This is a genomic window from Microcoleus sp. B4-C1 (assembly GCF_036705285.1).
Taxonomy (GTDB): domain Bacteria; phylum Cyanobacteriota; class Cyanobacteriia; order Cyanobacteriales; family Microcoleaceae; genus Microcoleus.
The window spans coordinates 1-21,682 of record NZ_JAUBUC010000103.1 but is presented as its reverse complement, the minus strand read 5'-3'; the positions used below and the strand labels follow the sequence as shown (position 1 = coordinate 21,682).

General features: G+C 43.4%; 10 protein-coding genes and 2 pseudogenes. 5 read left to right on the top strand and 7 right to left on the bottom strand.

The window, feature by feature from the left end:
• Positions 1-259: 259 nt before the first annotated feature.
• Positions 260-3,112 carry an AMP-binding protein gene (locus QUB26_RS27355; RefSeq protein WP_333320518.1) on the bottom strand — a complete coding sequence of 951 codons (2,853 nt, stop codon included), beginning with the start codon at positions 3,110-3,112 and terminating at the stop codon, positions 260-262.
• 128 nt (positions 3,113-3,240) lie between these two features.
• Between QUB26_RS27355 and QUB26_RS27350 the strand changes: the two genes are divergently transcribed.
• The 4 genes from QUB26_RS27350 (at position 3,241) to QUB26_RS27335 (ending at position 9,755) form a co-directional block, all read left to right on the top strand.
• The gene (locus tag QUB26_RS27350; protein ID WP_333320516.1) at positions 3,241-4,167 is read left to right on the top strand and encodes a hypothetical protein; all 927 of its coding nucleotides are present in this window, start codon (positions 3,241-3,243) and stop codon (positions 4,165-4,167) included.
• Positions 4,116-4,766, top strand: a complete 651-nt coding sequence (locus QUB26_RS27345; protein ID WP_333320514.1) for a Uma2 family endonuclease — start codon at positions 4,116-4,118, stop codon at positions 4,764-4,766. The genes QUB26_RS27350 and QUB26_RS27345 overlap by 52 nt, the downstream gene beginning before the upstream one ends.
• A gap of 48 nt (positions 4,767-4,814) precedes the next feature.
• Positions 4,815-7,100, top strand: a complete 2,286-nt coding sequence (locus tag QUB26_RS27340; protein ID WP_333320512.1) for a glycosyltransferase family 4 protein — start codon at positions 4,815-4,817, stop codon at positions 7,098-7,100.
• Positions 7,101-7,319: 219 nt separating this feature from the next.
• Complete coding sequence (locus QUB26_RS27335) at positions 7,320-9,755, top strand: glycosyltransferase (protein ID WP_333320510.1); 2,436 nt, start codon at positions 7,320-7,322, stop codon at positions 9,753-9,755.
• 20 nt (positions 9,756-9,775) lie between these two features.
• On the opposite strand, the gene QUB26_RS27330 is transcribed toward QUB26_RS27335, so the two are convergent.
• The 6 genes and pseudogenes from QUB26_RS27330 to QUB26_RS27305 all read right to left on the bottom strand — a co-directional run bounded on the left by QUB26_RS27330 (position 9,776) and on the right by QUB26_RS27305 (position 20,938).
• Positions 9,776-11,215, bottom strand: coding sequence for a tetratricopeptide repeat protein (locus tag QUB26_RS27330; protein ID WP_333320507.1), 1,440 nt, complete (start codon positions 11,213-11,215; stop codon positions 9,776-9,778).
• A 21-nt stretch (positions 11,216-11,236) separates the two neighbouring features.
• Positions 11,237-16,294, bottom strand: a complete 5,058-nt coding sequence (locus QUB26_RS27325) for a tetratricopeptide repeat protein (protein WP_333320505.1) — start codon at positions 16,292-16,294, stop codon at positions 11,237-11,239.
• Between the two features lie 444 nt (positions 16,295-16,738).
• Positions 16,739-18,610, bottom strand: coding sequence for a hypothetical protein (locus QUB26_RS27320; RefSeq protein ID WP_333320503.1), 1,872 nt, complete (start codon positions 18,608-18,610; stop codon positions 16,739-16,741).
• A gap of 824 nt (positions 18,611-19,434) precedes the next feature.
• Positions 19,435-19,644: pseudogene (locus QUB26_RS32115) on the bottom strand (RNA-guided endonuclease InsQ/TnpB family protein); the annotation flags it as partial.
• A 104-nt stretch (positions 19,645-19,748) separates the two neighbouring features.
• Positions 19,749-20,375, bottom strand: coding sequence for a hypothetical protein (locus QUB26_RS27310; RefSeq protein WP_333320501.1), 627 nt, complete (start codon positions 20,373-20,375; stop codon positions 19,749-19,751).
• Entirely contained in the window at positions 20,372-20,938 is a 567-nt protein-coding gene (locus QUB26_RS27305; RefSeq protein ID WP_333320499.1) for a hypothetical protein, read from the bottom strand. Before QUB26_RS27305 ends, QUB26_RS27310 begins: the two co-directional genes overlap by 4 nt.
• Positions 20,939-21,452: 514 nt before the next feature.
• On the opposite strand from QUB26_RS27305, the pseudogene QUB26_RS27300 reads away from it, so the two are divergent.
• Positions 21,453-21,682: pseudogene (locus QUB26_RS27300) on the top strand (integrase); the annotation flags it as partial.

Genomic DNA, 21,682 nt, shown 5'->3' with positions numbered 1-21,682 from the left:
GTTCTATCATATAGCGGAGGGCGAAAAATTTTGGCTCTTATCATACTTTTAACCATTTACAAAACCGGGATGCTCCCTGTAAAAGACTGGGACGCTTGGGGCAAGTCTCACCTCGCCATGGTTTCAGACGGAAGTTACCCCGTACACGGGGTAACTTCCGGTTAAAGTAAGCCAAAGTTTATCAAGAAGCTCAGTTGGAAAACAACTTGAAAAGCATAGTATATATGCTCCCGTAGGGATTAAGTTTGGAAGCGATCGCTTATTTTCGCTCAGGAAGTAGGACACCATCAACTTCCTCCAAACAAGCATTCAATTTCTCAGCTAATACTCGGACGTGGGCTTCAAAGTGCAGAGTAAGGTGACTACCTGGAACCTCGATAATTTCAATTCCACCTGCTACCAAACTATTCCAACCATTGGGTTGCATTGGATCGAACTGATGTCCGAACTCCTGCTTCCGATTCTCTGTAGCCGCTAAATAAACAACTCGCCCCGAATACATCTGCGGTACATGGTTAATGATAATTTGGTAATTAGCCTCCCAAACTTTTAAGATATTTTCAACTTGATTGATATTTAAACCAGAGTTTATTAGTTTTTCTCTTCGATTTTGTTTTCCAGATGATATCCAATGATTCCATGTTTGCATTTTTCGTTCTTGTGTAATTAATGGATTGAGACTATCTACCATAACCACCAGCAAAACTTGCTGACCCCGCTTTTTTAATTGTTGAGCCATTTCAAAGGCAATATTGCCCCCTGTACAGCCACCTACTAAGAGATAGGGGTCTTCAGGCTGAACGGTTTGGATGTCTTGGATGTAGTGTTCCACCATATCCTCTATGCGAGTATAGGGAGCTTTTTCTCCGTCCAATCCTACTGCTTGGAAGCCATAAAAAGGGCGCTCTGGATCTAAATAACGTACCAATGTGGAAACTGAATCCAGACCACCTATACTATGTACATAAAACAAAGGTCGCTTGTTGCCATTGAGATTGATTGGAACGAGCGCTCTGAATTCCTTTCTCCTGTTTTCTTGAATGATAAAGTTGGCTAGTTGCTCAATAGTGGGTGCTTCTACTAAACTTGCTAAAGGGAGATTTCGATCAAATATCTTTTCGACTTCAGCTACCACAACCGCAGCTTTGAGCGAGTCTCCCCCTAACTCAAAGAAGTTGTCTTTGGTGCTAATGGGTGAGATGCCTAAAACCCTTTGCCAAATTTGAACCAACTGGAACTCTAAGTCATTGTGAGCAGTAGTTTCCTGCTGAACGGATGCACTTGCTAAAGTCCAAATAGCGATACTATCCAAACTGCCATCAACAAAAGCTTTCCGACACGCTTGGCGCTGAATCTTTCCACTAGAAGTCTTAGGAATGCTCCCCCGCTTCAGCAGCACCACCCCATAAACAGGTAACTCATAGTGTTCGGCTACAGCATTGCGGATAGCACCCACCACTTCATCCACATTAAGATTTTTACTCTTCTGGCGCTCGACCTCGATCGCGATAACTAACTGTTCGACTCCATCAACTTCAATAGCAAATGCTGCCCCATAATTCGGACGCAAAGCCGGATGACTCTTTTCCACCACCCATTCAATATCCTGGGGATAATAGTTTTCTCCTCGAATAATAATCAAATCCTTCAGCCGACCCGTAACAAACAATTCCCCATATTTAATAAATCCTAAATCCCCCGTCCGCAGAAACGGCCCTTCCCCCGTCTCCGCTAAGTAAGCGCGAAACGTCTCCTGAGTCGCATCGGGACGCTGCCAGTAACCCCGCGCCACCCCCGCACTCGACACCCAAATTTCCCCAACTTCATCGGCGGCACAGCGAGTCAACGTTTCTGGATTCACAATTGCCACAACATTATTCCCCAACAGCCGCCCCGAACCCGCCAACCTTTGACCTGTCGATGCCAGGGCAATGCGATTTTGTGCCAACGCCTCAGCAGAAACCGTACAGAAAACCGGATCGTCCGTTCTCTGACTCGTTGTAACTATCAACGTCGCTTCCGCCAGTCCATAGGCTGGGGCAAAGGCAGATTGACGAAACCCACACGGCTCAAACTGTTGGCAAAATTGTTCCATCACTTGCGGGTTAATGGATTCCGCACCATTTCCCGCCGCTTGCCAACAGCTAAGATCGAGCGTAGCGCGTTCTTCTGACGTTATCCGACGCAAACAATAAGCATAGGCAAAATTAGGGGCTTGGCTGTGGGTGGCGCGATAGTGGGAAATCGCTTTCAGCCAGCGTAGCGGCTGTTTGATAAACGCCATCGGCGACATCAAGTAACAAGGAGTGCCGTTATAGAGCGGTTCCAGAATTCCCTCTACCAGTCCGTAATCGTGAAAATAGGGCATCCAAGTAACGGTGACGCTGTGGGAGTCGTACCCGCAAGCTTCTTGCAGTTCCGCTAAATGGCACATCAGGTTTTTGTGGTCGAGCATCACTCCCTTGGGCGTGGAAGTGGAACCGGAGGTATATTGCAGGTAAGCTAAAGTATCGCCATTAATTTCCGGCTGTCGCCATTGGGCGGCTAGCTGGGCGGGAATTTTCTCGGTAGCTGTCCAAGGAATAGTGGCGAGTTGGGGTGTTTTTTGGGCGATTTCTCCCTCTGCCAAGTAGTAGTTGAGTAGGAGTGAAGCCCTGCCGTTGAGCCGGCTGACAAAGCTTCTTGCCTTAAATGTCAAAGGGTTGCCGTCACGGTTGGCTAGCAGACTGGCAGTGGTTAAGATTAATGAAGCTCCAGCATCGGCGGCGATCGCTTCCAATCTCGGTAAAATACGTTTTAGCCGTGCCGCTTCCGGTGCGGGTGCGGGAATGGCAACGACTCCAGCGTAAAGGCAACCGAAAAAAGCGACTATGGACTCTAACCCTTGGGGATATACTAGCAGGACGCGATCGCCAACAGAGAGTTGAGATTGTAAGTAAGTGGCGATCGCCCTAGCTTTCTCGTCCAAGGAGCGATAAGTTAAACTAGCACTCGGTTTTTCCCCATCTTCTAGGAAAGTATAGGCGATGCGATTCCCATGCGGGGACGCTGCGCGAACGGGATGTTGGGAAGCGAGATTTTGCAAGAGATTAACGAGAGTGAACAGCGCCATACCTTTGTTTTTTGCCAGATAGCCTATTGTAACTAAACTTACAATTAAGTTACATCCCGTTAAAACACGACCTAAAAAGTCTAAGCATCTTTGATTACGAAATCGAACCCCTAACACCCAAAAAGCTTATGGAAACACTCGAAAAAGAGAGTCACTTGTCCTCAACAAATAACCATGTTCTCTCTCCCCAATCTCAAGGTTGGATGCTAACTGCACAGCAACTTCAAGACGCACTCACGCAGACTCAAGCTGAGTTAAAAGAGTCTAATGACCAACTCCACCAAACTCAAGACCAATTAGAAGAACTAAAAATCCAGCAATCCCAAACTCAAGACCAATTAGAGGAACTAAAAATCCAACGATCGCAAACGCAAGCAGAACTCGAACAGTCTCAAACTCAACTGCAAACTCAGTTAACAGAATTTAATGAGCAACTGCACCAAAAAACGAGAGAATTGTCAGCTCTAAAAGAGGAACACTCCCAGGCGCGATCGCAACTTGAACGGGAACGGGAACAATTGCAGACAACTCAGACCGAACTCGAACAGTATCGACAACAACTCCAAAAAAATCAAGCTGAGTTGGTAGATTCTCACGAAAAACTGCATCAAAAAACGAGAGAATTGGAAACATTAAAAGAGGAACACTCCCAGGCGCGATCGCAACTTGAACGGGAACGGGAACAATTGCAGACAACTCAGGCAGAGTTAGAGGCCGGTCGCCAACAACTCAACCAGGCGCGATCGCAAGTAGAGCAACTACAGTCTCAGCAGCAGCAAGATCGGGCAGAACTAGAGCAGTCTCGACAACAGCTACGGCAAACCCAAGCTCAATTACAACAGTCCGATCTGCAACTGCACGCCACTCAGGCAGAGTTAGAACAGTCTCAAGCTCAACTGCATCAAAAAACAGTAGAATTGCAAAAAGTGAAGTCTCAGCAGCACCAAACTCGACTGGCTGAGATAATTCAGGGGCGAATCCCTAACACAAAAGAGAGGAAACTATGCAAGTCCAACTTAAACAAATCATCGTCCCCCCCGGTCAGCAACTCCTGATGACCGATGTCAGTTGGCAAATGTACGAAGAAATGTTAGAGGAGTCTGGTAAAAAACGGGGGTCGCGGATTAATTACAGTCAGGGAGTTTTAGAAATTATGGTGCCATTACCGGAACATGAAGATGATAAAATTATTATTAGCAACTTAGTGGAAATTTTGCTGGAAGAACTAGACGTTGAGTTCAGAAATCTGGCTTCTACTACGTTTAAAAGCGAAACGATGCAACAAGGTTTAGAAGCCGCTAGCTGTTTTTATATCGAAAACGAAGCAGCCGTTCGGGGGAAAAAACGCATCGATTTAACTGTGGAACCGCCCCCAGATTTAGCCATTGAGATTGACATTTCCTCCCGCACCCAGTTGAATAATTATGAAGCATTAGGAGTCGGAGAACTGTGGCGGTTTAACGGGACAAAATTAGAAATCAACGTACTGCAAGCAGGGCGATACGTGCAGGTTAGTGAAAGTCCTCATTTTCCAGGGTTGAAGTTGCTTAATGAGGTGATTCCCCAGTATTTAGAACAAAGTAAAATCGAGGGAAGAAATAAAACAATGAAAGCCTTCCGCGTTTGGGTGAAGAAACAGATTGAAGAAAGATAGGAAGATTAGGTGTAGGGGCATTAGTGTCAACTTAAAAAGACTTACGCAATGAATCAATTAACTTTACTAAATGAAATCTCTGCAGATCATTTTGCAGTGCGCTTCCAGCAACCCTTTATTGAAAAATTATTTGCCTCCACAGAACCCGTAGCAATCCTCGTCACTCCTGAATATGAAGGCCTTTTCCGAAACGGTGGAATTGGCACTTACTATGCTACATTGAGCCAAAAATTAGCAGCCCAAGGTACAGATATTATTTTAATTCTCAGTCAAACTCAAAAAGAATTTCACGGAGAATCGACAGTCCCCCATATCCGCCATATCTTTTCCGCCTCTGAAGCTGATCGAGTTTTGGAACTACAGCCGATTCATCTAGCAATTTTATCTCAGTTTAAGGAATGGGACTGGGTAGAATCAGAGAGTTATAAAATCCTCTTTTTGATTCAAGCAATAGCCGCGCACTTTAAACAATCTCCAATTTATGTAGAATTCCCCGATTTGTGCGGACTGGGATATCGCACAATTCAAGCAAAACGTTCGGGTTTGTTAGGAAAAAATTGCGTCACAGCCGTAACAATGCACAGCGGTCAAGAGTGGTTAAATGAAGCCCATGAGAAATATATTATAGAGGGTGGAAATTGGTTTAGAAATGTTTATAGTTACGAGCAATATTCTTTTGAGAATGCCGACTTAGCATTTTTCCTGTCTTATTTCATGGAAGCAAAAGTCAAAAGTTATGGCTGGAAAACTTCCCATGCAGTTCACTTGCCCTACTGTTTTCCAATAGTCTCTTCTCTAAATAAAAACCGACCCATGTTAGCGAAAGTTTCGCTTAACCTCAAACGGGAACAGATACCAATTGTCTTTTTTGGCAGATTAGAAGAAAGAAAAGGGCTCCTGACTTTCATTGATGCCCTTCAGCAATTAGGAGAGAAAATCAGCCAGCCAATTCACCTCATATTTCTAGGCAAAATTGTTCCACTTCATTCTGCTCAACTTCAGCCCCAGGATAGTCAGCAATATATCCAGCAAGAACTGAGAGGCAAATTTGATTATACCATATTATCGGACTTATTTAGCCAAGAAGCCATTGCCCTAGTCCACGAATTAGCACCGGCCATTGTTTGCCTTACCAGTCCTCAAGAAAACTTTCCCAATAGTTCTTTAGAAATGGGACAGTTACCCGTGAGTTTGGTGGTTTCAGACACGGGGGGATTTCGGGAGACATTAAACATGATTGACCGCTCAAATAGTGTACGATGGTTTGAACCAGGAAACTCCCAGTCTCTCGCGTGCGAAATTGCCAGCGCTATTGACGCTTATCCTGAAACCCCATCCCTTCCCCTACGCGCATTTTTAGAGCAAGTTAATCAATGGCTATTCAACCAGCGAATAGAGTACATGAATTCAGCACTTTTCCAAACATCTCCCACTCGCAATCCTTCCTCTAATGAAAATTTATCAACATCTTTATTATTAGGAATGACCGCTGCCCCAGAGCAAGTTTTTCTCCAAGATTATGCCCAAAATGAGTATTCTGGTAAAGGCGAAATTATCGATTTGGGCTGCTGGCTTGGTTCTGCAACAATTTCTGTAGCTAAGGGATTAGAAAAAAATCTTAAAGTAACTGTTAAAGACAAACGCATTCATGCTTACGATATATTTATTTGGGAACCATCCTATATGGATAACTGTGTAAAAGGAACTTCCCTAGAAGGCAGATATAAACAGGGAGATAGTTTTCTGGACGAGTTTGTTCGCAGAATTAGTCCCTGGAGTCACTCGATTGAAGTTTACCCAGGAGATGTGGTGAAACTTGGCTGGAACAGCCGCCCTATAGAATATTTATTTGTAGATGCTATGAAAAGTTGGGAACTGACAAAAAGCATTTTCCTAAACTTTTATCCTCATCTAATCCCCATGACTTCTCTGGTACACTATAATGATTTTGCCCACTTTTACACCGCCTGGATTCATCTATTGATTTACAAACTGAAACCATACTTCAAACATCATTGTAATCTCTACCAAGCCGCAGTATTTCAATATGTCAACCCTCTGCCAAGCAACACCTTACTACTAAACCAGGATACTCCCTTTAGTATCTTTTCTTACGAAGATATTGAGCGAGCTTTTGAATACTCGCTTGAAATCGTCACAGAGGAATTGCGACCAAATATTGCCGCTGCCAAAGTCATGGCTTTTATTCATTGGGGTGATTTAAAACAAGCTAAACGCGAACTCATTCAAGCCCGAGAGAAATTTGGAAATATTCTTGAGATTCCCGAAGTAGCCAAACTATTATCTACGATAGGGGGAGAAGTAGACAAGTGAACCTCCTGTAGGGTGGGTTACGGCGCGGGTATCAACTTATTATGGCAAACAGATAAATCTTAAACCGCGCCGTAACCCACCATCCCCTAGAGCATAATATAAGTAGGTTGGGTAGGTTAATGTGGGGAGAAAGCGAAACCAGGAACCTACAAGAGTTTGAGAAGTTGGGTTTCGTACCTCAACCCAACCTACATCTGTTTAATTAGTATCTTTAGGAAAATGCAACCGGAAAATTTAGTATCTCATATCCTCTCTCCTGAAAATTCAGAATTGCAGTTTCAGCCCCAATTCTTCGAGGCTTTTAACACCTCAGTTCAAAAAGTTGCAATTCTAGCAAGTAACGAATTTGAAGGATTTTCTAAAAATGGCGGTATCGGCACTTATTATACCACATTGAGCCAAAAATTAGCAGCAGAAGGTTGGTATGTCATCCTCTTGCTTTGCCACAGCCATGAGAACTTCCAAGGGAGATCGCAACTACCAAATCTCCACCACATCTTCTCTACCGGCGAAGTTGAAAAAGTCCTAAATCTTCAACCTATCCACCAAGCAATTTTATCGAAATGCCAAGAAGACTCTATCAGTCAATGCTTTGATGGCGAAAGTTTCTGCTGTTTGTTCTTTACTCAAGCAATTGTTGCTACTTTCCCCGAAGCAGTTGTTTATGTTGAATTTCCCGCAATTTGGGGATGCGGTTATCGCACGATTCAAGCCAAAAAATCAGGTGTACTAGGTAATAGTTGCCTCGTTGGTGTTACAGATCACGGTGGTTTTGAGTGGTTGCGGGAAGTCAATAGCAGATATACAGTAGATTATCCAAAATGGTTTTGGCAGGCTTGTCACTACGAACAATATTCTTATGACAATGCCGATTTAAGTTGCTTTCCCTCCTACTTTTTAAAGTCAAAAGTAGAAAGTTATGGCTGGAAAACTGCTCATGCTGTTCATTTACCTTATTTTATTCCTATCCTCAACTTATCAGCGGATGTAGGGGCAAAGCATTCGGGCGATAATTTACTGTTAAAAACAAATGTTTTGTCTCCGAATGCTTCGCCATCCGAAGGATTAAAAATATCCGATATTCTGACTGCTCAACTTGATAGGAAACAGATACCGCTGGTGTTTTTTGGGCGGTTAGAGGAGAGAAAAGGACTCTGTACGTTTGTAGAGGCCCTTCAGTTGCTTAACCCGGATATAGCCGAGAAAATTTACATTCTGTTTCTTGGTAAAATCATCAAATTAGAGTCAACTGTGCTTCAAGGGTTGGATAGTCAGCAGTATATTGATGGCGCTTTAAAGGGTAAATTTTATTACCATATTTTGCCGGATTTATCCAGCCTAGAAGCAATTAATTTAGTCAGCCAGTCACCGACACCCATTGTCTGTCTTTGCAGCTTGCAAGAAAACTTTCCCAATACCGCTTTAGAGATGGGACAGTTAGCCGTTAGTTTAGTGGTTTCAGATACGGGAGGATTTCAAGAAACCTTAAATTTAATTTCAAGAACAGATGGCGTGCGCTGGTTTGAGCCAGGAGATGCACGATCGCTCGCCGGCACCATCAGTAAAGCTATTTCAGCTTGTCCTGAAACGCCGATCGCCCCAGAGCGCACTTTATTAGAACAAGTGAATCAAAAATTACTCAACCAAAAACTTGAATATATGAGCGAAGCATTTATCAAATCGGCACCCAAAGACCCCCAAAATCCCCGCGTAACCATAGGCGTGACTTGTTTTCCTGATACGATAAAAGTTTTGGATTGCCTGGAAAGCCTAGCCGGACAAACTTATCAAAATTTAGAAGTTATTGTTCTGTATAAAACACCCGCCGACGAATCCATACCAGAGGCGATCGCTCTGGCTAAAGAGCAGTTTCCCACCTATCAGTTTGTCGAGTTCGATGTTAATAAAAGTTTGGGAATGGCTTATAACTGTTTGGTAGAACTGGCGACGGGAGAATATTTTTTGCACTTTGCAGGCGATCGCATCGCACTGCCTGTAATGGTGGAAAAATTTGTCACGGCGGCTTGTGAATCTGATGCTGTAGCTGTCGTATGTCCAGACATGACGCTGGACAAAGATTTGGAAGTTATCAACTCGAATGACGGCTCTTTACTCAAGCTACTGGAATTTAACCAAAATCGGGATTTGTGCGCTCTATTTGCGGTGGAGTTGCTGCGAGAGTTTCGGTATTTCGAGGTCAGGGATTTGCTAGCTTTAAATTGGCATATTTTAGCGGCTGCGATCGCCACTGGTAAAGAGATTGCCTACTATCCCTATCCCCTCTACCTCTCTGACTCCCATTCTGGTCTCGTTATTAACCAGGCAAAATTCCCAAAAGAACGGTATTATTTGCGTCAATACTTGTCTCAAATAGAAGCGTGTCGGTGGACTCAACGCCAACTCAATCTCCTCCTCACCTGCGTCGAGCAACTTTGGCAGTCGGAGGCACAAAAGCAAAGCCAAATGTGGCAACTTGAGCAAGATAGAAATCGATACCAAGCTTTAGCATCTCAATCCCAAGCTTGGATGCAAACAGCGCTAGAAATCCAAGACGAACTGGATAGCTTGCAATCTCAACTCCAACAGGCTAAAGCTGAAATTGAACGTTTAAAGACAGAACAGCAACAAGTTCAAAAGCCAATCAGTACCCGCTAAAACCTCGCTCTTAAGATGGGTTAATCCCAATCAAATTTCATGCCGAGATATTCCTCTAGCTTCTGGTTATGAGGTCGAAAAAACTCGGCTAAAGTCTGCTGCAAATCGTCGCTTAGGGGATTATAAGACCCCGGATTATAATTGGGATATTCTGCAAGGGAATAATCCGGCACCCCCAAAAACTCGAAAACTTGAGTTATAGTAGCCGCCGGATTAGCATAAAAGTCTTCACTCCTTAAAATTAAAAACTGTTCTCTCGGAAATACAGTCATCCACTTCTCTATAAAGTAGAAATATAAACCAAAGAATAAATAGCCTTTTTCTGTCTGCCAATAATCTGAGTCAACTTCACCAGGAGATGAGAAATTTTTAATAGCTTCAATTTCTGAGTTAATTACGTCTGCAAATGCCCTCTGCTCTCCTGCAAATTTTAACTGCATTTGGTATTGAGAAAAAGCTCTAAAGATGGGATTACGTAAAAGAATAATAATCTTAATATTGGGAAATACACTAGCAACTTTCTTTTCGACTTCATAACTTCCCAAATACCAAGGAGTGGCTTCTCCGGTCAAAAAATTAGATTCTTTGGGAATGGGCGGAAAATGAGATAAATACCAGTCTAATCCCCGCTCGATATTTTCACTAAAAAAATGTATTTCTTTTCTAATAGCAGGCAGGATTTGAGGATGCTTTCCTAGGTAATAATACAGCGAACTTGTTCCTCCTTTTCCAATGCCAACGATCATAAAATTGGGTTTGCGTGGGTTCTGTGGATTCAAATAGTTTTTTGCAAAATCGGGGTGAGAACTTAAAAGGTGTTTGTAACTACCAGTTTGGTAACAAGAGATAGCCTCTTCTAAGTTTCCTTGCTGAGTCAACATATCTCCCAAATCAGGGTAAGGCAGGTAAAAATCAGGTTTCTCCCGAATTATCTGGCGGTAGCTACGAATTGCTTCTTGGATCGGACAATTATTTTTTATATCTATTAATCTGTAATAGGAGTCAACAAATATCTGCTCTACATCGAGACCTTCTTGGTAACAAGAAATCACTTGAAGGTAACAATAAATAGCCTCCTGCCATCGCTGTAGTCCTTGCAATAGTTCCGCTAATCGATAAAAAGTTTGATAAGCATCTGGTTTTAGCTCAATTGCAGATCGGTAGGCAGCGATCGCCTCTTCTAACTTTCCTTCCTTGACCAATCGCTCGCCTAGCGCATTATACATTTCAAAAGCAGCATCGACTTCTCCTCGTTGTTGCAGCACACCAGCCAACGTTTTCGAGATACCTGTCAAAGTGGGTTGAATTTTGAGTGCAGTTTCACAAGCTGTGACTGTCTTATCAAGTTGACCCAGTTTGTAATATAATTCTGCCAAATTGATGTAAATTTCGGCGTTATCTGGCTTAATTAACAAGGCTTTTTGATAATGTACAATTAATCTATCAATTTGCTCAGACATGGGGGCTTTTCATCTCAAAATTTAGAAAATTCTAGGTTTTAGCTTAATAGCGCGGCGATAACAGACAGTTGCTTCATCAGTTTTCCCCTGTGCCGCTAGAATATCGCCCAAGTTTCTGTGCGACCAAGAATAATCTGGGTTTACTTCAATTGCCTTGCGGTAGGAGAGTACCGCTTGCTCCCATTCACCTTTACTAGACTGAACTTTCGCCAAGTTGTGATAATGCCAAAAGGAAGGAGAAGGATTAGTTTCTATCGCTCGATAGTAGCTACATATTGCTTCCTCTCGCTTACCTTGTGCTGCTAAAACTTCGGCGAGTTCGTGATGAGACCAACAATGATTTGGGTCAATCTCAATAGCGCGACGGTAGGCAGCCAGCGCCAACTCCCAGTCCTTCTTTCGAGCAAAAGCCTTACCTAAATCTAAGTGAATAGCCGGATTTTCAGGGAATGTCTGGAGCATTGTTTGATATAAATTAATTGCTTCATTCAGCCGATTGTGGTTCACCAAAGTATTGCCCAACTGTAAGCCAATTTCCGGCGAGTTTTGCTTAATTTCTAGGAACTCGTGATAAGTTTCTACTTCATTTGCATTGACTTTAATCGCCTTGTAATACCAGTTAAAAGCTGTATCTAAATCTAATCTAGCTCGTTCTCGGAAAGCACCCGCTAATTTGCTTTCAATCCCCGGTAGTTCGGGGTTGAGCTCGACAGCCCGAGAGTAGGTTGCAATCGCCTCCTCCCAATGCTGGCATTGCGCTAGCGCTTCCCCTAAATTGTAGAAAGTCCAAGCCCAGTTTGGGTTAAGCTGTGTAGCATAACGGTAGGGAGCGATCGCCTCCTCCCACTGTTGTAATTTAATCAGTGTATCTCCTAAATTATTGTGCGACCAAGAATTATCCGGGTTTAACTCAATTGCCCGACGATACACACTGACGGCTTCATCCAACTTATTCAGCTTTGTTAGCGCATCTCCTAATTGATGATAAACTTCCGCCGAATTAGGATTAAACTGGATAACTTTTCGGTAACTAACAACGGCTTCTTCCCAAGATTCTTGTGCAGACAAAGCCTTTGCCAAACCATAATGCGACCCCGCATTATCCGGTTTAACTTGAATGGAATGACGGTAAGCATTAATTGCCCCTTCCCACTCCTGTTTCCTGCTCAAAATTTCCCCAATATTATGATAAGCTGGTGATAGCTTAGGATTCAACTGAATAGCCAGACGATAACACGCCACCGCCTCATCAACTTTCTCCTGTCCCAACAGCGTATTCCCCAGAATTAAACATTGCTCTGCGGTTGCTCCTCGCGGTTCTAAATTCACTGCCTTATACGAACAAATTGCTGCTTGTTCTTGGGAACCAATTTGCTCAAAAACTTTCGCCAATTTCCGATAAAATTCCGCGAAATCAGGCTTGAAACTAACGGCTTTTTGGTAATAATTAATTGCGTCCTGCCATAGTTGCTGCTGTGCGAACACATTGCCAAGACTTGCCAAAACATCAGCAAAATTTGGTTGAATTTCTAACACTTTAAAATAACAACGTTTGGCCTCTTCTAGTTTCCCACTCAATTGCAACGCTTCCCCCAATAGTTGGTAAGCAACAGCAGCCTGTGGTTGAAGTGAAATCGCTCGCTGACACTGCGCGATCGCCTCAGACAATTTCCCCTTATTATAATAATGTCCTGCCAAAACAATTAACGCCTCAGCATCTTCAGAAGTAAGCAAATCTAGCGATTTAGGGCTATCATGTAGCTTAGTTTTAGTCCTAGATAAATCCAACAGTTTCGACGATTTAGGGCTATCAAAAATCCCATTTTTATGGGTAGACAAATCCGACACATCCGCCGCTTTGTTAGTTAATTCTATAGTTTTTTGATAATAAAATAACGCCTCTTCTAACTTTCCTTGGCGCTTCATAGCTTCCCCCAAATTTTGATAAGCTCCTACCAACTTGGGGTTTAATTCCAAAGCGCGTTGGTAACAATAAATGCCCCGAGTAATATCATCTAACCGCACAAAAGTATTTCCCAGATTGACGCATTCTTGTGCTGAAAAATTTTCCGGTTCCAGACTCAAGACAGCATACCAACAGTCTGCCGCATCGCTCGGTTTATTTAACTGCGTCCAAACCTTTGCTAAATTGCGGTAAGCTGCCGTTAAATTAGGGTCAATGTGTATTGCTTGCTGATAATACTTTATGGCTGAATCCCACTGTTGCTGCTGTGCGTATAAACTGCCTAAGTTTACATAAGCTGCGGCAAAATTAGGCTGACTCTCAATCGCTTTAATGTAGCACTTTCGGGAGTCTTCTATCTTACCTTTTGCGTGCAGAATATTGCCCAGAATTTTGAGAATCGGTGCTGACTTCGGTTGAGTATTCAAAGCTTGCAAACAAGCTGTTTCTGCTTCTTCTAATTTTCCTTGTGTTAAATAAATTTCGGCTTGTTCATTTAACTGCGCTAAGGTAGCTTCAGAATTGATAGTAGTTTGCATAGAAGTGGGTTTGGTTGCGGAGGGATACTGCACTGCGGTAGCTTCAGAATTGATAGTAGTTTGCATAGAAGTGGGTTTGGCTGCGGAGGGATACTGCACTGCGGTAATTTCAGAATTGATAGTAGTTTCCATAGAAATAAGTTTGGCGGCAGAAGGATACTGCACTGCGGTAATTTCAGAATTCATAGGATTTTGCTTCTGAATCGGCTTCGCGATTGAGGGATTAGGATTTATTATATTGGCAATTTTCATCATTTCTTCCAATTGGCTAAAGCTAATTTTAATATCTTCGGTCAGCGGATTTTGATACATCAGCTCTCGGATGGGATAACAGGCAAATACCTCCCCTATTAAATAGTAATGTTCTAGCCCTAAAAGTTCACTGATGATACAATAATAAGGTCTCAGATAGTGAGGAGAAACAAGTTCAATGATTTTAGTACCATTCCGGGAAAAAATAATATTAGTTAACCCACTACCATGCGGGGCTATAATTATTTTAGCATGATAAAATAGCGCAATCTGTTCCACTACCGGCAAAGATTCTGTTACCACAGTTTGAAAACCGAATTTAGCCAGGTAATCAATCACTTCTCCTTCATTGATTACCCGCCGATATTGAGACTTGGCTCGACTAATGTAAATACGTTCTGGGTAAGGGGAACTTGGCGATGAAATTTCTTTCAGAAATTCCTGACGTAGAAATTTCAAAGCGCTCGGTTGCAGCCAACCGAGCGAACCCGAAAAAGATGGTACAATAAGTTTTTTAGCTTGAATATAAGGGTGGCGATCGCTCTCGATAATCTTGGATGGTGAAATCCCCAACATTAAGAGCGTTTCTCGCTGAAAAGGTTGGGCGATGCTATTAACTAAAAACCCATCTATTTTCTCCCAATCTACCTTACTTTGACGTAAAATGTCGAGCCGGGGTAGAATATCCACCATCCAATGAAAGTAAACATTTCCCGAAAGTCCAGATAATACTGCAACTGTCCCATCAATTTGTTCTAAAATTGGTAATTCTTCTAAATTAAAAACCCGATGTTTGTTTGTATCATGTTGCATACACCCCGGCAAAGAACCCGGATACTCGCGAGAAACATCTCTTAACAGATAATTATCGGGAGTAATAATAGCAATAGCATTACAAATCATCCAAGAGTTTTTTTGCGGAACAACCCAAGCGCGCCCATCTGGAATTACCGCTACAAAATTACTGGGTGAATCAATAGCAATGTTCGCTCCCTTATTAAAAACATGAATTCCTAACCCCTGATGAATGGGAGCAAACTGCTGGTAAATTCGCTTCAAGCACGGCGTGCAGTTTAATCCCTCACATCCCGCTTGGGAAGCATCAAAGTCAAGTAATTTGCTACAGACTGGATTAGACTCAAATTCCGCATCAACACCAACAGACCTCTCGAATAAGCCCTGTGGGACAGGCATTTTGACTGCATTTGACTGGCTTTTCTGGAAATTGCTAATATAGCTAGCCCCGTTTAATTGTGCGGTAACAACCCAATCTTGGGCAGATAAAGCGCCTTTGGGAAGCGAGTTGGATCTCACTTTTTCCAACTGAAAGCAAATCAAACTAGCATTTGGTTCAATAATTCTTGCGATTTGGCATACTATCACCGCCGCCTTGAGCCGTTTCTGTTTTACCAAACAATGACTCACCCGCCCTAAAATATCAACGTCATTGGGTTTAACCTGTAAAGCTTTATGATAATAAATTTCTGCTTGTTTGAATTCACCATACTCAAATAAAACATTTCCTAAATGGACGTAAGTTTGCCAGAGATTGGCATAAACTTCGGGAGCGTTTGATTGCCGCTGTAGTGCTTGAAGAAATCTGGCACAGGCAATTTTAGCTTGTCCCAGTTCGTCAATTTCTTTACCTTCTACAGAGCTTTCGTGTATAGTTTGGAGAACCAGAGCGCAGTAAGCTTCAACAAATGTCGGCTGTAGGGAAATTGCCTGCTGAAAGCACGCCATTGCTGCATCCAGCTTGCCTTCTGCCATGAGAGAATAGCCCCACTCACTATAAGCTGAAGCGTTATCGGGAGCGAGTTCTATCACCTTCTCAAAACACCGACCCGCCGACCCATGCTGACCTTGACTCTGCCAAACTTGACCGGCGTTATAATGAGCTAAAACCAGATCGGGCTGTAATGTGATCGCCTCGATATAAGCAGATATAGCGTCACCGACTTTTCCTTGTGCCTGAAATGCTTGGCCGAGGTTATTGTATAAGCTAGCCCACTTGGGGGAAAGAGCGATCGCTTGTCGGAAAACCTCGATCGCCTCGAATAACTTATCCAGCTTGACAAGAACGCAACCCAGATTGCTGTAAGCTTTGACATAATCAGGTTTAAGGGCGATCGCTTGTCGGTAGTTGCTTTCTGCTTCAGGTAGCAGATACCGCTCGTCAAGGACGACTCCAAGATTATAGTAAGCGGTTGCATTGTTGGGTTCGCGGGCGATCGCTTGTCGGTAGTTAGTTTCCGCATCCGTCAAGTCTCCTTGTGGGTCAAGGACGTTATCGCGACTATAGTAGATATCTGCCTTGTTTTCCACGATTGCTATCAAATAGGGAATTGAGGAATGGCAACCTAAAAGCCTTGACACATTGGATTGCTTGTTCTTTCTGGAAACAGGTTTAGCTTTATCATATCAATTCCGGCCTTACTGCCGGAATGATATCAAATCCGCGCTCCGAAGTCGGGCGTAAAGTCGAATCCGGAGGCCAACAAATAATTCGCGCAATTTTCATTTTTTTGACCCCGAGTCAACAGTCAACAGTCAACAGTCAACAGTCAACAATCACGGACGGTGCAACCGGAATCGATATCACTCCTAGACGCAGCATCACCATTTTCCAGGGGCAACCGCGGGGGATTTGCCCCTAGAAAACGCACTTGTGTAGAGGCTTTGCCTCCATGTGTCACGATGCAAGGTATCACGGACGCCGCTAGTAAACTAGAAAACGCACTTGTGTAGAGGCTTTGCCTCCATAGATATTTACACGATATCAAAGTCGTTGGAAGTGATATTCAGATTCGGTTGAAGCTGCATTAACGGTACTTCATTCCCTAGCGTACCCAAAGAATTGTAGTACACCAAACCGCTTGTTTTGTCGTAAATTACTCGAGCCGGACTCGCGCCCTGATTATTGACGTTAAAGTTATTGGTAACGCTAAAAAGGCTTGCTGGCAATGTACCGGGTTGCAACACGGGCAAGGCCCTGCGATCCAATTGAATCTTATCTTGTGCGGGTGTGAAATCAGTCAACGTATCTAACCCAAAAGGATTTCCGTTTAGGCCGCCACCAACTGATACCGCTGATTCGCCCGATTCGAGATACTGGAACCGGAATGTATCTGCCCCCTCGCCCCCTGCTATTAAGTCATTGCCGACCCCACCAAACAAGAGATCGTTGCCGGCACCACCAGAGAAGGTGTTATTTCCTGTACTGCCATAAATAGTATCATTGCCATCACCACCGCAACTTGTATCGTTGCCCTCATCGCCAAACAGCAAATCATCTCCCCTGCCGCCGTCAACGATATCATTACCCTTACCCCCGTATAATGTATCATTACCTTCACCTCCAGAAAGCGAATCCTCACCTTCATTGCCAAAAAGCAAGTCATTTCCAGACCCTCCAAATAGCAAGTCACGCCCTTGAGAATCTAGATTGTTTGCCTCTCCTGTACCGCCGTATAAAGTATCATTGCCCTCACCGCCTACGAGGGTATCATTGCCAAGTTGACCCCAGATCAAGTCATTATCTTTGCCACCCAAAACGATATCATTACCCTTTCCGGCATAAATAGTATCGTTGCTAATGCCACCCGCGATCGCATCATCCCCACGATTGCCAAAGAGCAAATCTCCCCGATCATTTGTATCCGTAGTATTTGGATCGCCGTAATCACCAATAATCGTATCTTGACCTTGACCGCCATAAAGAGTATCAGGCCCTTTTTCGCCATAGATCAAGTCATCTCCTTTACCCCCATAAGCGAGATCGTTGCCATTACCGCCAATGATGGTATCGTTTTGTTCCATCCCAAACAGTAGATCGTTGCCACTACCACCAAAGATTAATGCAGGTTGATTCTGCATTTGGGCAGACAAAGGTTGATTCTGATTACGCTTCAATAAATCTATGACACCACCATAGATCGTGTCATCGCCACTGCCACCAATTAAGGTATTTGCACCGAACTCACCCCAGATTAAGTTATTGCCGTTGCCGCCGAAAATAAGATCGTTGCTTCCTCCATCAAAGATTAAAATGTCATCGTTCACCCCACTGTTGGGAAAACTGCGACCATTATCGCCAATAATCGTGATGCGCCCGTCGCTAGTAACTTTTGGCGGTTGCACTGGTGGCTGAAATATAACTGTTGGCGGTTCAGGGAGTTCTGGACACTCTGCGTCTAAATTGAGTAAGCTGACTTGGGTGGTAATGAGAGTTGGGCTTGAACTTGGAGATGGTGACAGGATTGGAGAAGCAGTCGCTGTTGAGTTGTTGGGGGTTGTTACTGGTGGTATTGACTCAGTAGAAGAACCATTACTTGGGGAGGGTGGCAAGATTGGAGAAGAAGGCGCTGTTGAGTTGTTGGGAGTTGTTGCTGGGGATGATGGCGTTGTAGAACCACCATCACCACTTGATGATGGGGGTGTAGAAGTACCATCACCGCTCGATGATGGCGGTGTAGAAGTACCATCACCGCTCGATGATGGCGGTGTAGAAGTACCATCACCGCTCGATGATGGCGGTGTTTCGACGCCTTGGATATCCATACCGCCCGCAGCAACGGGGGGAGAGGGCAGGATTGGGGAAGAGGGCGCAGTCGAATTGTTGGGAGTTGTTACTTGTGACATTAGGTTTTTTGGAAATAAAAATTATTCACGCTGCGTGATAACCGCGCATCAAACCAATTGCTCTTATGCGCCGAAACCCATTTTTAAGGATTTGAGCCTTTCTCTGCGAGGTGTGAGGAGCCTGAAATCCTCCTGAAAGCCTTTTCTTTTTTGTATGAGTGCGTGATGCCTAACCTAGATAGAATCTAGGGTTAACCCCGTTGTGTTAAAATAAGATAGGTCTCTTATTGCCAGCGGGCTGGCTGAGTGCGATCGACTGATTTGCCTCATCAATCGCGTTGGCGATCGTCTCTTCAAAGAAGAACATTTAACGAGCGCCCGAAGCGAAGCGGTAATTTCCAGCGTTTCAGGGACTTCTATCACCCCCAGCCACGCGGGCTGGTCTCAATTAGCGAATTATTCACCCTGAATCACATTGTCGGCCAGTCAATCTCTATCTTATATGCTTGAGTGCTATTTGATAAGGGAGCAGACTGCTGAGTCGATCGGGCGATCGGGTTTTTTTGCGACTGGGCGACGTGCCGTTTTTTGACGCCAACGAGTTTTTTCCTGATAGACTTGTTGGAGTTCCTCCACCGTATTCACAGTTTTTAACCCTTGCTGAATCGCTCTTAATTGTTACATTGCGAAGCTGAGAAATTTCAGATAGCAACTGCCAAGGCGATTAGGACGCAGAACTTACCAAAACGGTAAAACTCTGCACCTTCCCCTGTCTGCTGTTGCTGAAAAAAGCGCGATTAGCCCTCCACTTGACAGAGTGTACGGGCAACAAAAGTGCCATACACCGAGTTGTAACTTACTGTCAACTGAGTCACCTGATACTTTTAACCGAGACATCTTCCGACATTATGGATATCCTGAATGTCTAGTACAACATCACCAATTGAGTTGGTAAAGGTAGTATCCCACATTGCCTTGAGAAAAATTCCAAAAGCTCCCTTAAAATATCGTGGTATTTCATAACCACATTCAGGGCATTTAAAGTTCTTAGAACCACCAAGTTTTCTATAAACATGAGCGCATTTTGTGCAGGTCTTGGAAGTATATTATTCAGTTATTATGACCAATAGATATCTCCCAAAATTAGGTTTTGATCCAGATAGGGGAAGGCTTCCAGAATCTTTTTAGGAGATGTCTATTATACACATACCTCTTTGGAAAAACGCTGTGGCACAAGTTTATATTGTTTTTCTAGCCATAACTTCGCCTCTTCATAAGTGAAACTTAAAAATATTAGTTGATAATTTTGAGATGGATCGTAAACACAGCTAATTCCCTCCTTGTCTCTAACCAATAGCATAACTTTTAGAGGAAAATTAGTTGTATCTATCCACAACTCTGTAAATTCCCAGTCATCTGATGGATGTTCCATAAGATAAAATGATGTACTTTCAATTTCCCAATCAACCCATTCTAACGGATCTTCAAAAGCACCTTCTAGTCCAAATAAACTTACAGTTTTACCAAGATCGGGAAAATCATCATCTATGACTGTTCTAGAGTTTTCTTCGAGAGGTTTGAAATGATTAGTTCCAGGATTTTCTTCCACATATCCGGTTAACTGTCGTACCGATGTTTTCACTCCATCGAAAATCAGGTAAGATTTTGACAGGAAAATTATTTCATTTTGGGGATTAAGTGGATGACTTGGTAATAAGCCTAGTTTACGGGTGGGAATGATGATTTTTGAATCGCGAATTAAAGGTGGATCGAAGTTACAATTTGTAAAATAGAGTAGGTCAAAATGATTGCTAATTATAGTCATTTGATTTTTTCCAAAATAGTAGTTTTTAAGCTGGATAACGGAATTTCTAAAGTGCCATCATTTCTGGGAGTTTCCCTGGAAAATTTTTGATTGGTAAATCTGGTGTCTAGTGGCGCGTTTTCTTGCACAACTATTAATCCCAGTTGCTCTAGGGTTTCGGCATTTGGGAGTTTGCCGAAAGGATTTCTTTTCGTGGCATTGATATAAATACGACCTCCTAGTTTTAGTACGGGTGCTGCATATTCAAGGAAATATGCCTGGGGGTTACTGGCGATAATTTGGTCTATACTCTGTCTAGGTAGTTTTGGTAACAGTTCAGCAATTGATGTTTGAATTCCTGACTCAGCTATCAAGTCAACGTTAATCGCTTCGGGAATCTGAGATGTTTTACCGCCAAATAAATCGAGGGTTATATTTTGTCCTAAGATAAGTCGCTCGGTAATGAACTCGACTCCTTCTGTTATATTTAACCTTAACTCAGAAGAGAAAGCAAACGGATCGTTTTTCTGAGCGGGTTTTGTGGGTTCATTAGGCGATGTTGACCGCTCGTCTTCAGTTGGCATTGTGCATATTTTTTGGGGATAATTAAGTTTGTCAAGGGTAAATAATCAAAGCGCGAACTCTTTTATATTTACTCTCGAACATAACATAGATTGCATGGAAAGGCGATCGTTCGCTCTTTTTTTTGCAAGGGCGAACGCTCTTTTATCTGGGCGATTGTAATTGGCAAATAAATCATCGGGTTATACCTCTTTTAGGGGCGATAAGTTGAAGGGATTAGGTGCGAGCGCACCTAATCATATAAAGTCCAGCCCCATATATTGTCTAATTTGTGCAAATAATCTTGACGCAAGTCTGTTACACGCTTATGAAAACAAGCTAGTTGATGCTTCGCTGACTCTCTAGACGTCGATCCTTTAACTTTCCTTACGACTAACCGGCCGTGGCCACAAGAAAGAACACACGATCCCGTTCCCAGACGGCGAGGGCTCTCCGAGGGAGGAGCCAAATCGATCGATCGCGTGAACCGTTAAAGGCGTAAAATTTAGTATTTATAATACCACTTTGAAAGAGTAAATGCTCAACCGAATTGGAGAGCAACAGCCCGAAACCTTGAATCTGCCCTGTCCGGTACCCCTGACTCAGCACCCGGCAGCAGTGTACCTCGACAGTTTGGGGAGCGAGCGGTCAAAGGCAACCATGAGAGAAGGACTCAATATCATGGCCCGAATGCTGACGGGCTCTGAGTGTGACGCAATGACTTTGAATTGGGCGGCATTGCGCTACAGACATACGGCGGCTCTGCG